10 protein-coding genes are annotated in these 14,968 nt (G+C 70.7%); 4 read left to right on the forward strand and 6 right to left on the reverse strand.

Translation table 11 applies throughout. The annotated features are described in order from the left end of the window. Window positions 1–117 precede the first annotated feature (117 nt). From AB0O93_RS14455 to AB0O93_RS14465, 3 genes are all read right to left on the reverse strand, one after another. Window positions 118–1,845: a gamma-glutamyltransferase gene (locus tag AB0O93_RS14455; RefSeq protein WP_363344484.1), complete on the reverse strand. Its 1,728-nt coding sequence runs from the start codon at window positions 1,843–1,845 to the stop codon at window positions 118–120. Window positions 1,846–1,934: 89 nt separating this feature from the next. Beyond that, the gene (locus AB0O93_RS14460; protein WP_363344486.1) at window positions 1,935–3,356 is read right to left on the reverse strand and encodes an aminopeptidase P family protein; all 1,422 of its coding nucleotides are present in this window, start codon (window positions 3,354–3,356) and stop codon (window positions 1,935–1,937) included. A 33-nt stretch (window positions 3,357–3,389) separates the two neighbouring features. Further along, window positions 3,390–4,412, reverse strand: coding sequence for an endonuclease/exonuclease/phosphatase family protein (locus tag AB0O93_RS14465; RefSeq protein ID WP_363344488.1), 1,023 nt, complete (start codon window positions 4,410–4,412; stop codon window positions 3,390–3,392). A gap of 87 nt (window positions 4,413–4,499) precedes the next feature. Here AB0O93_RS14465 and AB0O93_RS14470 point away from each other — a divergent pair, with 87 nt between their 5' ends. Then, the gene (locus AB0O93_RS14470) at window positions 4,500–5,363 is read left to right on the forward strand and encodes a PHP domain-containing protein (protein WP_363344490.1); all 864 of its coding nucleotides are present in this window, start codon (window positions 4,500–4,502) and stop codon (window positions 5,361–5,363) included. A gap of 37 nt (window positions 5,364–5,400) precedes the next feature. Here AB0O93_RS14470 and AB0O93_RS14475 read toward each other — a convergent pair whose 3' ends face one another. After that, window positions 5,401–6,900 (reverse strand): DEAD/DEAH box helicase, encoded by a 1,500-nt coding sequence (locus tag AB0O93_RS14475; protein ID WP_363344492.1) that lies wholly within the window; start codon window positions 6,898–6,900, stop codon window positions 5,401–5,403. A 209-nt stretch (window positions 6,901–7,109) separates the two neighbouring features. Between AB0O93_RS14475 and AB0O93_RS14480 the strand changes: the two genes are divergently transcribed. Beyond that, window positions 7,110–7,823, forward strand: a complete 714-nt coding sequence (locus tag AB0O93_RS14480) for a ferritin-like fold-containing protein (RefSeq protein WP_363344494.1) — start codon at window positions 7,110–7,112, stop codon at window positions 7,821–7,823. A 24-nt stretch (window positions 7,824–7,847) separates the two neighbouring features. On the opposite strand, the gene AB0O93_RS14485 is transcribed toward AB0O93_RS14480, so the two are convergent. Together AB0O93_RS14485 and AB0O93_RS14490 are read right to left on the reverse strand one after the other, a co-directional pair. Then, entirely contained in the window at window positions 7,848–8,138 is a 291-nt protein-coding gene (locus tag AB0O93_RS14485; protein WP_363344496.1) for a hypothetical protein, read from the reverse strand. A gap of 3 nt (window positions 8,139–8,141) precedes the next feature. Continuing rightward, on the reverse strand, window positions 8,142–8,366 hold the full coding sequence (locus tag AB0O93_RS14490) for a DUF3107 domain-containing protein (RefSeq protein WP_053548434.1): 225 nt from the start codon (window positions 8,364–8,366) through the stop codon (window positions 8,142–8,144). A 136-nt stretch (window positions 8,367–8,502) separates the two neighbouring features. Between AB0O93_RS14490 and AB0O93_RS14495 the strand changes: the two genes are divergently transcribed. Together AB0O93_RS14495 and AB0O93_RS14500 are read left to right on the forward strand one after the other, a co-directional pair. Beyond that, window positions 8,503–11,625 (forward strand): ATP-dependent DNA helicase, encoded by a 3,123-nt coding sequence (locus AB0O93_RS14495; RefSeq protein WP_363344498.1) that lies wholly within the window; start codon window positions 8,503–8,505, stop codon window positions 11,623–11,625. Beyond that, entirely contained in the window at window positions 11,622–14,939 is a 3,318-nt protein-coding gene (locus AB0O93_RS14500; protein ID WP_363344500.1) for an ATP-dependent DNA helicase, read from the forward strand. Before AB0O93_RS14495 ends, AB0O93_RS14500 begins: the two co-directional genes overlap by 4 nt. Window positions 14,940–14,968: the final 29 nt, after the last annotated feature.

Below are 14,968 nucleotides of genomic sequence, written 5' to 3' on the forward strand. Positions count from 1 at the left end.
GGGAGAGTAGGACACCGCCGGACTTCTTTTAAACGAAAGGGCCACCCAACGCTGGGTGGCCCTTTCGCGTTAACAACACCCACACGCAACCGAACCGATGACGTCACGACGGTGACGTCATCGGCCGATTGCGTACCCCTGCATGCCCCTCGGGTTGGCGGCGCCCCACAGGCGGACGCCGTCGGGAAGAACGCCGACGGCGGAGAGGCGACCGAGACGCCACGGGCCGGCTCGACGCACGTCATGCCCGCGCGCGACCAGCTCGTCGATCACGTCGTCTCCGAGGCGGTCTTCGACGACCACTCCTGCGGGATCCCATTCCCGCGGCCAGAACGAGTCGATCAGAGCCGTGGTGTGGAGGGTCGGGGCGTCGATCGCCTGTTGCGGCTCATAGCCTCCGACGAGGACGCGCAGGAGGAAGGGTAGCTGCCACTGATCCTGCTGGTCACCGCCGGGCGTCCCCAGCGCCATCCTCCCGCCGTCAGCGGTGAACGCAAGCGTCGGAGACAGAGTTGTCCGCGGCCGTCGTCCCGGCTTCAGCGCCGCGGCGGCGTCCGGATCGAGCCAGGTCATCTGCAGGCGCGTACCGAGGCAGAAGCCGAGCTCGGGAATGGTGGGAGACGACTGCAGCCAGCCGCCGGAGGGCGTGACGGATACGAGGTTGCCCCACCGATCGACCACATCGATATGGCAGGTGTCGCCGCGGGTCTCGCCCGTCGGTTGGACGGTGGGTTCGCCGGTTCCGGCGGCATCGGCGGCGGTGCCGGCCCGCCGCAAGGGCGGCGCGGCAGGAGAGTGACGCGTCGGACGGCCCGGCCGCCATTCCCGCGCCGCCCGCTCGCCGATCTCGGCTCGTCGGGAGGCGATGTACTCGTCCGAGAGCAGCGGTACCGCATCCGTTCCATCGCCGAAGTGCGCGTCGCGGTCGGCCAGGGCCAACGTCAGGGCCTCGAGGATGGTGTGCGCTCCCGCGCCGGTGCTCGGGTCGAGGAGCTCGTCATCGAGCGGCTCGAGGATCTTCAGCGCTGCGAGAAGGGCGGGACCCTGTGTCCAGGTCCCCGCCTTCGCGATGGTATGACCGCGGAACTGCGCGACGACGCTGTCCTCGTAGGTCGCGCGGAAGTCCGCGAAGTCGCTGGCGCGGATGACCGCGGCGTGATCGGTCCCGGAGGAGTGCCGGTGGGGCGTTGTGAGGAACTCGGCCGCGGCGTGTGCCACCCGGCCGGTCGCCCATGCGGTCCGAGCGGCGTCGATCCGCCCCTCGCGGGATGCGTGGCCGTCAGCGTGCGCGAGGAGGTCTTCGAGCACGTCGGCGTATCGCGGATTGCGGTGCAGGTCTCCCGCGCTCGGGACTGCGCCGTCGGGGAGCCAGAGTTCGGCGGAGGTGGGCCAGTGTTCTCGGAAGAGATCCGCGACGCGGGCGATGGTGGCCACGGTGGTGGGAAGAAGCGGGGCGCCGTCGCGGGCGATCTGGATCGCGGGGGCCAGGACGTCGGAGAGTTCCATGGAGCCGTGGTCGCGCAGAAGGAGCAGCCAGGCGTCGACGGCGCCGGGTACGGCGGCGGCCAGGCCCCCCGCGCCGGGTACGAGATCGAGTCCCTCGGCACGGAAATGCGCGATGTCGGCTCCTGCGGGGGCCGGCCCCTGTCCGACGAGCACCCTGGCATCTCGCGGGGCGTCGGAGGTGGCGAAAAGCCCGACGAGGTCACCGCCCGGACCGTTCAGGTGAGGCTCGACCACGTGAAGCACGAATCCGCCGGCGACGGCGGCGTCGAAGGCGTTGCCCCCGCGCTCGAGGATGCCGTGGGCGGCGGCGGAGGCCATCCAGTGTGTCGAGGCCACCATCCCGAAGGTCCCGCTGAGTGTCGGACGGGTGGTGAAGGCGGGTGGCGGAGTGAAGGTCCTGCCTCGGCGGGACGGATCCGCCGATCGCGTCACGCGGATTCCCGCAGCCGCGCGATCCACGCCTCGACTTCGTCCGCCGTGCGGGGAATCCCGGCGGAGAGGTTCACCGGCCCGTCCGCGCCCATCAGGATGTCGTCCTCGATGCGCACGCCGATGCCGCGGTACTCGATCGGGACGGTCAGATCGTCGATCTGGAAGTACAGCCCGGGTTCGATCGTGAACACCATCCCCGGCTCGAGGACGCCGTCGTAGTACATCTCGCGACGCGCCTGCGCGCAATCGTGGACGTCGAGACCCAGATGGTGACTCGTGCCGTGCACCATGTACCGGCGGTGGTGACCGCCGCGGTCGGCGTCGAGTGCTTCCTGTGCCGTGACGGGCAGAAGCCCCCAGTCCGCGACGCGCTCGGCGATGACGGACATCGCGGCCTCGTGGACCTCTCGGAATCGAGCGCCCGGCCGTGCCGCCGCGAAGGCGGCGTCCGCCGCTTCCCGCACCGCCTCGTAGACACGTCGCTGGACGTCGCTGAACCTGCCGTTGATCGGAAGGGTGCGGGTGATGTCTGCGGTGTAGAGGCTGTCGACCTCTACTCCCGCGTCGATCAGGATCAGGTCGCCGGGGACGACCCGGCCGTCGTTCCGAGTCCAGTGCAGGTAGCACGCGTGAGGGCCGGACGCGGCGATCGTGTCGTATCCGACGCTGTTCCCGTCCGTCCGTGCCCGCTGATGGAAGAGGCCCTCGACGACACGCTCCCCGCGAGGATGCGCGGCGATGCGGGGAAGATCGCGGACGATGTCGTCGAACCCGCGAGCCGTGGCCTCGACCGCGAGGTTCAGCTGAGCGATCTCGTACTCGTCCTTGACGAGTCGCATCTCCGAGACGAATCGGGTGAGATCGGGGTGCTCGCCCACGACGAGATCGTCGGTGCCGCGAGCGAAGGCGTCCACGGGCGCAGTATCGATGCCGAGCTCGGCGGCGACGGCGGATGCGGAGGGGCGGGGGCCGATCCAGAATTCGCCCACCGTCGCGTCCGCGTAGAACTCGTGGGTCGTCCGATCCGCTCGCTCACGGAAATACAGGGTCGCCTGGTACGCCCCGCCCGGTCGCGGATCGAGCACGAGGACCGAGTCGGGTTCGGCATCGGCCCCCCACCCCGTGAGGTGGGCGAAGGCGGAGTGAGGTCGGAAGGGGTAGTCGGTGTCGTTACTGCGCTCCTTGAGCGATCCGGCAGGGATCACGACGCGGGCGCCGGGAAATGCGGCGGCGACGCTCGCCCGACGTGCCGCGGCGTGCACGGCCGACGGGCGGGTGGGAGGCGTGATGTCGGGGCGTTCCGCCCATCCCTGAGAGATCCCGTCGAGAAAACCCTGACCGAAACGCTGGCGGCGGTTCGTGGCCGCCCTCTCCTCGTCGGTCGCCGTGATCGTGTCCGGCTCGCCTGCTGTGCTCATCACCCCAGTCTCGCACGCACCGATGCCGCGGGATCAGTCGCCGGCACGCTCGAGCTGGACGACGACGGGGCGGTGGTCGGACGTCGATGAGTCGTTCCGGTCGAGCACCAGGGATCCGGTCGCGACCCACTCGGACGTGGCCATCACATGGTCGATGGGTGCCCCGAGGACGCGCGGCGCGTCCGCCGGCCAGGTTCCGACCCCTCCGTTCCCCGTCGCTGCAGCCGTGTCCCGGCAGAGCCCCAGTGTTCCTCCGGCCACTCCGAGGCCATTCATGTGGTCCACGGTGGCGTTGAAATCGCCGGCCAGGATCACGTTGTCGCTCGCACACTGGTCGGCAAGCCAGCGCAGGTCCTCCCGCCATTCGCTCATGTAGCTCGGGCGTGGGGCGACGGCGTGGGCGGCGACGACGATGGGTCCGTCTCCGGCGACGGGCATCGCCACGGCGCTCGGAACGGTGGAGGTGTTGCTGGTGCCGTCCACCGACGATTCGATCACGGCGTAGTCCCCGAGGTCGGGGCTGATGAGGAGCGTGGTCGATCCCGCGTCCCACTCGGTGGAAGGGTCCTCGGCATGATGCGCCCACATGGGGTGGCCGAGCTCGCGCATCGCGATCGCCACCGCCTCTCCCGTCTCGATCGTGGTCTCCGGGAGGGAGACGATGTCCGCCTCCATCGCGACGGCCAGACGTGCCACGGCGTCGGGCGCGGTCGCGGGGCCCGCGGTGTTCCAGGTCATGACCCGGACGGCGGCATCGGACTTCGCCGGGAGGGAGTCGGCACCGAGCCCGCGCGCGACGAGGGTCGCACCGCTCACCCCTGTGGCCACCGCGGCGATCAGCGCGATCGTCAGCGCGAAGGGGCGAGGCCCGCGCGCCAGCGCGAGAAGCAGAGCGAGGACGACGACCGCGGCCAGGGCGACCGTCACCGCACCTCGGAAGGAGATGATCTGCGCCACGGGGTAGTAGCGCTCGACCCGGAAGAAGTCCGGCCAGGTCAACACCGCCGCACCGACGGCGAACAGCACCGCGACGAGGATCCCGAGGAGGCGTGGCACCCCAAGACTCTAGACTTGTCCGCTGGGAGATCGACCAGTGGCGCACGTTCCGACGACGGGTTCCGATCGTCGCGATACGCTCGATGAATGTCGGCTTCGCAGCGTTTTCAGGGGCCGAGCGACCTGCATCTGCACTCCGTCCATTCGGACGGGACCGAATCGGCCGCGGGCGTCCTCGACGCCGCGCATCGTCATGGGGTGCACACCGTGGCGCTCACCGACCACGACACCACAGCCGGGTGGGCGGAGGCCGCCGATGCCGCAGGTTCGCTGGGGGTGACCTTCATCCCGGGGATGGAGCTCTCCGCGAAACACGAGTGGCGCAGCGTCCACGTCCTGGCCTATCTCTTCGATCCGGATGAGACACACCTGCGCGCCCTCACGGACCGTATCCGCGCCTCGCGCATGGACCGGGCGCGTCTGATGGCCGATCGCATCGCGCGCGACTTCGACGTCACCTGGGACGACATCCTCGCCCAGACATCGGAAGGGGCGACCGTGGGGCGTCCCCACATCGCCGACGCCCTGGTCGCGCGGGGCTTCGTCGCGGACCGGACGCAGGCGTTCGCCGACATCCTGAGTCCGGCGGGCGACTACTACGTGGCGCTGTACGCGCCCGATCCCGTCACCGCCGTGCAGCGGGTGACCGAGGCCGGGGGAGTGGCCATCATCGCGCATCCGGCCGGCCGGGCGGGACTTCTCCCCGAGCCCGTCATCGAGCGGATGCTCGAGGCCGGCCTCGCCGGATTCGAGTTGGGGCACAGGGAGAACCTGCCGGCGGCGACGGAGGTGCTGGCGCGCCTGTGCCGCTCCCGGGATCTGATCGTCACCGGTTCGAGCGATTACCACGGACTCGGCAAGCCCAACCAGCCCGGGGAGTACACCACATCCGACGAGATGGTGGCACGTATCGTCGACCGGGGATCGGGCAGCGCACCCGTCTACCCGTGATCGGGGTGGAAGCCGTGCGGCTTCCACCCCCCGCCGATCACACTCCCGGTGAGGCCGTCTGTCCGCCGCGCGATCCCCGGCGCCGACGGCGGCGCGGTGCCGGACGGCCGTCGTGGTGCTCGGCACCGCCGCCGTCATGGGTTCCCGCTCCTTCGGCGTTGCGCTCGGGAGCCGGCTCGTCCGTGGCTGCCGGAGTCGTCCCGCCGTCCGCCGCGAACGAGGTTCCCACCCGCTCGTCGCCGGAGGCGCGCGAGCGACGTCGCCGCCGGCGAGTGGTCCCCGCCGGCGGATCGTCGCCGGCCGCATCCGCGGCGCGAGCCGGCTGGGTCCGCGCGGGCTGTGTCTTCGGAGCCGTGACGATGCGGCCCTTCGTTCCTGCGGGAATGTCGAGATCACTGTAGAGGTGCGGGCTCGAGGAGTAGGTCTCCGTGGGCTCGGGCTGCCCGAACTCGAGCGCACGGTTGATCAGCGCCCACTTGTGGAGGTCGTCCCAATCGACGAACGTCACGGCGATGCCGGTCTTGCCCGCGCGGCCGGTCCGGCCGGCGCGGTGCAGGTAGGTCTTCTCGTCATCGGGGATGGTGTGGTTGATGACGTGTGTGACGTCGTTCACGTCGATACCGCGGGCGGCGACATCCGTGGCGATGAGCACGTCCCGCTTCCCGGCCTTGAAAGCGGCCATGGAGCGTTCGCGAGCCTCCTGGCTCATGTCGCCGTGCACGGCGGCGGCGTTGAACCCCCGATCGCCGAGCTCGTCCACCAGCTTCTGCGCCGCACGCTTGGTGCGGGTGAAGATCACGGTCTTGCCGCGCCCCTCCGCCTGCAGGATCCGCGCGATCACCTCATCCTTGTCGAGCGAATGCGCGCGGTAGACGAGGTGCTTGATGTTGGCCTGGGTGAGGCCTTCGTCGGGATCATTCGCCCGCATGTGGATCGGGTTCGACATGAAGCGACGGGCCAGCGCCACGATCGGGCCCGGCATCGTCGCCGAGAACAGCTGCGTGTGGCGGACGGCGGGTACCTTCTGGAAGATCTTCTCGATGTCGGCGAGGAAGCCGAGGTCGAGCATCTTGTCGGCCTCGTCGAGGACGACTTCGACCGCGCCGGAGAGATCCAGGAGCCGCTGGTTGCTGAGATCGATGAGGCGACCGGGGGTGCCGACGACGATCTGCGCTCCCGCCTTGAGCTGATCGATCTGCCCCTCGTAGGCCTTCCCTCCGTAGATGGCCACGACGCTCGTGGAACGGTTCGAGGTGAGCATGTCCATGTCCTCGTAGACCTGGACGGCGAGCTCGCGGGTCGGGACGACGATGAGGGCCTTCACTCCGGGCGCCGGGTCGAGGCCGAGGCGCTGGACCACGGGGATGCCGAAGCCGAAGGTCTTGCCCGTGCCGGTCTTGGCCTGGCCGATGATGTCCTGCCCCGGGAGGCCGAGGGGGATGGTCTGCTCCTGGATCGGGAAGGCATCGACGATGCCCTTGTGTGCGAGCGCGTCGACGATGTCCCGGTCGACACCGAGGTCGGCGAAAGTGGTCACGATGTGTGCCTGTCCGGCAGTGAGAGGCTGCCTGGTCCATGCCCGGGCGTGCTGTCCAGCGGCGCCGTCGGGGCGGAGTGCGATCCACGCCCTCTTCTCTTCCACAGGCGCGGCATCCCCGATCCGTCGTCGGGGCCGGAGTCCATGCTAGCGCGCCGGGCGCAGAGCCCCCGGTACGACGCGGAAGGCGGGCGGCGTAGGCTGTGGGAGTGGTGAAGTGGTTCTGGCAGAGACGCGAGCCCGGCCGACGTCTTCAGTTGCGCTCCCGTGACGAGCTCGGCGAGGCGCTGCGCGTGGACTTCGCGCAGCTCGCTCCCGACGTGGACACCTTCCTCGGCCAGGCGGCGTACCTGCAGCTCGGCTACTTCGAGACGCTGAGCGAACTCATCGCGCTCACCCCGGCGCTGGCGCAGAAGGAATCCCTGTCGCGAGCCGCCGGCGCGGCGCTGACCAAGCACGAAGCCCTCGTGGCGATCATCCGCGAACGCGGCGGGGATCCGACGGCCGTCATGCTCCCGTTCCGCGAGCCCCTGGACGCCTTCCGACGGAGCACGCACGGCGTCCGCCCGCAGGAGACGATGCTGTCGGTGCACATCACCGCCGGCATGCTCGACGATTTCTATCTCGCGCTCTCGTCCAGCTACGGCGAGACCGGGCGACGCGTGGCGCGCGCCCTCCTCGCCGACGACGATCGCGAGGCCATCGTCGACATCATCTCGACCACGATCGCGGACGACCCGCAGTGGGCCTGGCTGCTCGCCCTGTGGGGCAGGCGCCTCGTCGGTGACACGCTGCTGATCGCTCGTGCGGCGCTTCGACCCCTGACCCTCGAATCGGCCGACGAAGCGACGGTCGAGCCGGTCTTCACTCAACTGCTGGCCGCGCACTCCCGGAGGATGGACGCGATGGGGCTCGCGGCCTGACGGCCGTCCGACCGCGCGCTCGGATCAGCCGATGCGCAGGGCGTGCCGCATCTGCGCATCGTGCTCGCGTCGACGTCGGGTGATCACCACGGCGAGGGCGAGGACCACGGCCCCGGGGACGAGGATCGCCCCCAGCCAGGGCCAGGCGCTGTCGATCCCCGCGCCCGCCCACGTGGCCGCCGTCCAGGCGATTCCGGCCGAGGCGGCGCCCACCATCGGCAGGAGAGCGGCCCCGCGGACGTCCCTGTGGCCCAGGGTGACGTGGACGACGAGTCCGATGACCGCTCCGGCGACCAGCCCGAGAAGGATCTGCACGGGTCAGGCGACGAAGCCGACGCGACGCGACTGGTCGCTGCCGAGTTCGATGTAGGCGAGACCGGCGGTCGGGACGAGGTAGGAGCTGCCGCGCGCATCGGTGAACTCGATGTGGGTCGCGCCCGTGGAGAGGGCGTCGGACACGGTCTTCTTGACCTCCGTCGCCGAATCGTTGGTCTCGAAGGTGAGTTCGCGGCCGGTGTTGGCGATGCCGATGCGGATGTCCACGGTCGTGCCCCTTTTCGCTCTGCGGGCCCGCGGTTTCGCGGGCTCTCGGACACTTTACGACACGGGCATCCGGGGCGGACGCCGGTCGCGAACGCTCTGGGCGAACGACGTCGGCGGCTGCGGCTAACGTCGGAGCATGCCCGTGTCACCCTCGTCGACGCCCACGCCGGTGACTCCGGTGAAGGAGGCCCACCCGCGGGAAGACCCTGCGCAGAGAGCGGTCGTCGAGTTGCCTCCGGACGCCTCCGGTGTCGTCGTGGGAGCAGCGGGGTCGGGAAAGACCGAGACGCTGGTGGCGCGCGCCCGCCGGCTGGTCGCCGACGGGCTCCCGGCCGACGCGGTCCTGACACTGACGTCTTCCCGGCAGACGGCGACCGCGCTCCGGGACCGGATCGCCCTGACCCTCGCGGTGGCGACCTCGGGGCCGCCCGCGCGTTCGGTGGCCTCGTTCGCCTACCACCTGGTCCGGGCGGCGAACGTGGCCGCGGGCCGTGAGGCACCTCAGCTGTTGACCGGTGCCGACGAGGATCAGCTGCTCGAGGACCTTCTCGACGGCGATGCCGAGGACGAAGGCCGCCACGGCTCCCGATGGCCGTCGAGCCTGCCCGTCGCCGTGCGCTCCTCGCCGGGGTTCCGTGCGGAGCTCCGCGCGTTCTTCGCCGAGTGCACGACCCTCGGCCTCGAGCCTGATCGGCTGGAGGAGCTCGGACGCGACCTCGGTCTCGTCGAATGGACGGCCGCCGCGTCGTTCTTCCGCGAGTACCTCGACGTCCGGGCCGGAATGCGGGGCGCGCACCGTGACGCGGCGGGCCTCGTGCGGGAGGCGCTCGGTGTGGTGCGCACGGCCGCGGCCGGATGGGCACCGCTCGATGACATCCGGGTCCTCCTCGTCGACGATGTGCAGGAGCTGACGCTCGGCGCGATCGAGCTGCTGGAGGCATGCCGGCGGCGGGGGATCGCGGTCGTGGCCTTCGGCGACCCCGACCTCGGCTCCGGGGCGTTTCGAGGAGCGAGACCCGAGAACTTCGCGCGAGCAGTGTCGCTGTGGGGCCTGCGCGGGGTCCTCGACGGCACCCATCGCGGGTCCGCGTGGCAGGGCGCCGTCGCCCGTCGGGTGACGCAGCGCATCGGGGCCGCCGGCGTCGTGGCCCATCGAAGGGCGCCCTCGGATGCCTCCGACGACGGGTCCGTCCGCTGCCTCGTGGCCCGCTCGCCCGCGGAGGAACACGACGCCATCGCCCGCATCCTCCGGGAGCGTCACGTGCGCGATGGCGTGGCGTGGTCGTCATGCGCGGTGATCGCGCACGACGCCCGCCAGGTGGTCGCCTTGGAGCGGGAACTGACGGCGCGAGAGGTGCCGGCGCGGTCCGACGGTGCAGCCCGACCGCTTGGAACCGTCCCCGCCGCGCGCGACCTTCTCCGGCTGGTGGAAGCGGCGATGGGGGACTTCGACGAGGTCGACGACGTCATCGCCGTCCTGACGGGGTTGTACGGGCGTCTGGACGCGATCGAGCTGCGGCGTTTGAGAACGACCCTGCGCACGGCCGAACTCGCCTCCGGCGGAGCGCGTCTCGGGAACGAGCTCCTGATCTCCGGTATGCGCCATCCGGTGGAGTTCGTCCTCGTGGACACCAGGGAGGCGCGGCGCGCGGCTTCCGTGGCGACAACCGTGCAGGCGGTGCGCGCGGGCTTGGAGGCCGGCGACGACGTACATCAGCTTCTGTGGACCGCGTGGGAGCGCAGCGGGTCCGAACGGGTCTGGCTCGACATCGCGGCGGGGCAGGGCCCGGTGGCGGAGCAGGCTCATCGCGACCTCGATGCGGTGGTGGCGCTCTTCCAGGCCGCCAAGCGTGCGGTCGACCGGGAGCGAGCCGTCGACCCGCGTGTGTTCGTCCGTACGCTCCTGGACAGTGCTGTGGCCGACGACCGTCTCGAGGCGGCACCTGCGGCGGGCCGCGTCGCCGTCCTCACTCCCGCGGGCTCGCTCGGACGGGAGTTCGACACCGTCGTCGTGGCCGGAGTCCAGGAGGGCATCTGGCCGAACACGCGCACGCGCGGCGGTCTCCTGCACACCTGGCGCCTCGCGGATGCGGCCGAGGGGGTCCGCGAAGCGCCCGCGCCGGTGGACCGGCGTCGCGCAGCGCTGCACGACGAGCTTCGACTGCTGGTGCGGTCCCTCACCCGTGCACGCCGTCTGACGGTCATCACCGCGGTCGACGATGACGACACGGGGCCCAGCGCCTTCTTCGAGCTGCTGCCTCCGCTGCAGCCGTATCGCGGTGAGCATCCGCTGTCGTTGCGCGGGCAGGTGGCCCGTCATCGGCGGCTCCTCACCGGCGGCCCTGCCGACGCCGAGGCGGGTGCGGCGGCGCAACTGGCGGTGCTCGCCCGGGCGGGCGTTCCCGGGGCCGCGCCGAGCGAATGGTACGGGGTCCTCCCGGTGTCCAGAGCGGGATCCCTCTTCGAAGAGGATCCCCGCCCGGTCCGCGTGTCCCCGTCCCGGCTTCACGCGCTGGAGGAATGCGAGCTCAACTGGTTGATCGCGGAGCTCGGCGGCGACACCGGCGGGGCGACCGCGGGACTCGGGACGATCCTCCACTCCGCCCTGGAGCACGCCGTCGGCAGCGACGAGGACGCCCTCTGGGCGCACGTCGAAGCGAGATGGCAGGAGCTGCAGTTCGAATCGGCCTGGCGGGAGCGCGCCGAAAGGACCCGCGCGCGGGATCTCGTCCATCGCCTTCATCTGTACCTCCGGCGATTCGATGACGCCGGAGGACGTCTCCTCGGCGCAGAACCGCACTTCGAGGTGCCCGTGGCGACAGCGGGCGGGGAGGCGGACGCGGTGGTTTCGGGCTACATCGATCGGGTCGAGCTCACATCCGACGACCGCGTCGTCATCGTCGACCTGAAGACCGGCAAGAGCGAGCCGCAGACCGACGCCAAAGTTCAGGACAACCCGCAGCTCGCGGCGTATCAGCTGGCGTTCCACACCGGGGCGATACCCGAGGCGAAGGGGTTCGCCCCGGGCGGCGCGAAACTGCTAGTCCTCCGCCCCACCGCGAAATCGAAGCCCTATGCGGAGCCGCGACAGCCCCCGCTCTCGGACGATGCCCGTGAAGAGTTCCTCTCGCGCGTCCGCTCCGCTGTCGCCGCCATGCGAGGGGAGACGTTCTCGGCCCCGTACGAACAGCACTGCCGGGACGAGTTCTCGCACGGCGTGTGCCGCATCCACACGGTCGGCGCGGTGAGTCGCGCGTGAGCTCTCCACGACTTTCCGCGCAGACGATCGCGGCCGCCCTCGGCCAGTTCCCGCCCACGGCGGAGCAGACCGCCGTCATCGAGTCAGGACTCGCCCCGGCCCTCGTGGTGGCCGGCGCGGGCAGCGGGAAGACCGAGACCATGGCCTCTCGGGTCGTGTGGCTCGTGGCCAACGGCATCGTCTCGCGCGACGAGATCCTCGGGCTCACCTTCACGCGGAAGGCTGCCGGCGAACTCGCCGAGCGCATCCAACGGCGTCTGGCCCGCCTGGCCGAGTTCGAGCGGCTCGGCCTTCTCCCGCATCTGGCGGCGCTCCACCGGGACGGACACCTCGACGTCTTCGGGACCATCGAGAGGTCCTCGGGCGACCGACAGGCATCGCGAGACGCTCACCTCGCAACACTGGTCGGCGCCACCGGGGCGGTGCCGCGTGAGCTCGAGGACGACGCTCTCCTGCACCGGCCCAGCGTGGCGACCTACAACAGCTTCGCGGATCAGATCGTGCGTGAGCACGCCGTGAGACTGGGGCGAGACCCTGAGGCCGCGGTGCTGTCGGAGTCCGCCGCCTGGCTCCTCATGCGGCGCGTCGTGCTCGCCTCGGACGACCCGAGGCTCGAGACGAGAGGGGAGGCGCTGCGCACCATCGTGGACGCCGCGCTGCGGATCGCGCGGGACCGGGTGGACAACCTCGTCTCCTTAGAGGACCTGGCCCGATTCCCGGAGCGATTCCGTGACGTGCTCGAGCGGCCTTCCGTCTCGCGTGGAGTGACGGTCTACGCCGACGTCGCATCGTCGGTCGAGAGGGTCGAGGCCCTGGCCCTCCTCGCCGGACTCGCGCGCGACTACGACGACGCCAAGCGACGCCGCGGTCTGATCGATTTCTCCGACCAGGTGGCCGGCGCCTTCGAGGCCGTCTCGCGGCATCCGGAGGTGGGCGAGCAGATGCGCAGCCGCTACCGTGTCGTTCTGCTGGACGAGTACCAGGACACCTCGGTCGTCCAGACGGATCTTCTGGCGGCTCTGTTCGCCGATACCGCGGTGATGGCGGTCGGCGATCCGCATCAGGCGATCTACGGGTGGCGCGGTGCGAGCGCAGGCAATCTGGGCGGCTTCGCCGACGCGTTCGCGCGGCGTACCGCGTGCCAGAGCTTCGCACTCATGACCAGCTGGCGCAATGCCGGGAGAGTCCTCGATGCCGCGAACGCCGTTCTGGCTCCGCTGACCGACTCCGCACCGGTCGACGTGCCACCTCTGCGGTCCCGGCCGGACGCGCCGGAGGGGGACGTGGACGTGGTGTTCGAGCCCGACATCGATACCGAATCCGATCGGGTCGCCGAGTGGTTCGACCGCGTACGCAGCCGGCGTGCGGCGGAGGGCCGGGCGACGACGGGGGCCGTCCTCTTCCGCAACAAGAAGCACATGGTGCGTTTCGCGGATGCGCTCGGCCGGCACGGGATCCCGCACCGCATCCTCGGTCTCGGCGGGTTGCTCTCCACACCGGAGGTGGTGGACGTCGTCGCGGTCCTCCGGGTCCTGAGCGACCCCGACGCCGGCTCTGCGTTGCTGCGTCTGCTGAGTGGGCCGCGCTGGTCGATCGGGCTCCCCGACCTCCGTGCGCTTCGAGATCTCGCGTCCCGTCTGGCCCGGCACGACACTGCGCTCGCGCCGCTTCCCCCGGCGATCGTCGCAACGCTCCGTTCCAGCGCATCGGACGACGGCGTGTCACTGATCGATGCTCTCGACTTCCTCGCGCGCCAGCCCGGGACCCACGGGTGGTTGCCCGACTTCTCGGAGCAGGGTCGCGCGCGCTTGAAGGACGCGGGTCTGACGTTCGGCGGGCTCCGGCGAGCGGTAGGGGCTCCGATCGGCGAACTCGTCCGCCTGATCGAGGCGGAGCTGCGGCTCGACATCGAACTGGCGGCGAATGAGACGCGCGGCCCGGCGCGCATCGCGTCCGCCCAGTTGCGTGCGTTCGTGGACGAGGTGCACGCGTTCCTCGACGCCGACGACACCGGCACCGTGTCCAGCCTCCTCGCGTGGCTCGACCACGCGGAGCGTCAGGACGACCTCGCACCGCGGACAGAGCCTCCCGAGGAGGATGTGGTCCAGCTGCTGACGATCCACGGATCGAAGGGGCTCGAGTGGGATGCCGTGGCCGTGGTCCGGCTGGTGACGGACGAACTGCCCGGAGCTGCGCGCGACACCCGAGGCTGGCTCGGTTTCGGCGTGCTCCCGTACGAGTTCCGCGGCGACCGGCGCTGGCTCCCCGACCTGGCCTGGGAGGCGGAGCGTGCGGCGACCCAGCAGGATCTCCGAGACAATTTCGCGGATTTCGTCCTCGCACATCGAACGCGTCAGCTCGAAGAGGATCGGCGTCTCGCGTACGTCGCGGTGACCCGCGCGCGGGATCACCTGCTTCTGAGCGGCGCGACGTGGTCGGGCACCCGCAAGCCTCGCGCGCGCAGCGTGTTCCTCGATGAGATGTGCACCGCGTTGGGACTCGGCGTGCCCGCTGTGGAGGACACGGACGATCCGTACGACGGCGAGCGGCGTACCCTCCGGTGGCCGCTCGATCCTCTGGGCGCACGGCGCGCGGCGGTGACCCGGGCGGCGGACGCCGTCGCGGCGGTGCGCGCGGAGGATGTCACGCCGGAGGACGACATCCTGCTGTTGCTGCAGGAGCGCGACGCGCGTGCATCAGCGCGGGAGGTCCGCGCACCGACGAGGATCGCCGCCTCCCGGTACAAGGAGTTCCTCGCGGACTACGAGGGTGCCGTCGGGCGGATCGCGCGGCCGCTGCCGGAACGCCCCTACCGGCAGACCCGGCTGGGAACCCTCTTCCATTCGTGGGTCGAAGAACGGTCGGGTCTGATCGGTGGACGCAGTGTCTGGGACGAGGCCCTGTGGGAGGACGACGAGGAGACTCTCCCCGATGTCGAACAGTCGGCGGCGTCGACGGACGAGGCGGCAGGTCTCGCGCAGCTCCAGGCTGCGTTCCTGGCGTCCGAGTGGGCGCACCTGCGCCCCATCGAGGTCGAGTGCGAGATCGACTTCACCGACACCGAGCTCGACGGCACACCCCGCGTGATCGTCTGTCGCATCGACGCCGTCTATCGTCGGGATGACCGAGGCGGCCGGATCGAGATCGTGGACTGGAAGACCGGGCGGGCGCCTCGGACCGAGTCCGAGCGTCAGGACCGTCTGGTCCAGCTCGAGCTCTACCGCCGGGCGTACCACATCGCGCGGGGCATACCGCTGGCCGAGATCGACGTCGTCCTCTTCTACGTGGCGGACGGGCTCGTTCTGCGCGCCTGAGGCGTCACCGCGATGTGCTCACCGCGGTG

Origin of the sequence: Microbacterium sp. NPDC077184 (assembly GCF_040687055.1) — a bacterium.
Classification (GTDB): domain Bacteria; phylum Actinomycetota; class Actinomycetes; order Actinomycetales; family Microbacteriaceae; genus Microbacterium.

Excerpts from the sequence above, each read along its gene's own strand:
- AB0O93_RS14470 (WP_363344490.1), top strand. The coding sequence starts at position 4,500 with ATGTCGGCTTCGCAGCGTTTTCAGGGGCCGAGCGACCTGCATCTGCAC.
- AB0O93_RS14495 (WP_363344498.1), top strand. The coding sequence starts at position 8,503 with ATGCCCGTGTCACCCTCGTCGACGCCCACGCCGGTGACTCCGGTGAAG.
- AB0O93_RS14460 (WP_363344486.1), bottom strand. The coding sequence starts at position 3,356 with ATGAGCACAGCAGGCGAGCCGGACACGATCACGGCGACCGACGAGGAG.
- AB0O93_RS14455 (WP_363344484.1), bottom strand. The coding sequence starts at position 1,845 with ATGGTGGCCTCGACACACTGGATGGCCTCCGCCGCCGCCCACGGCATC.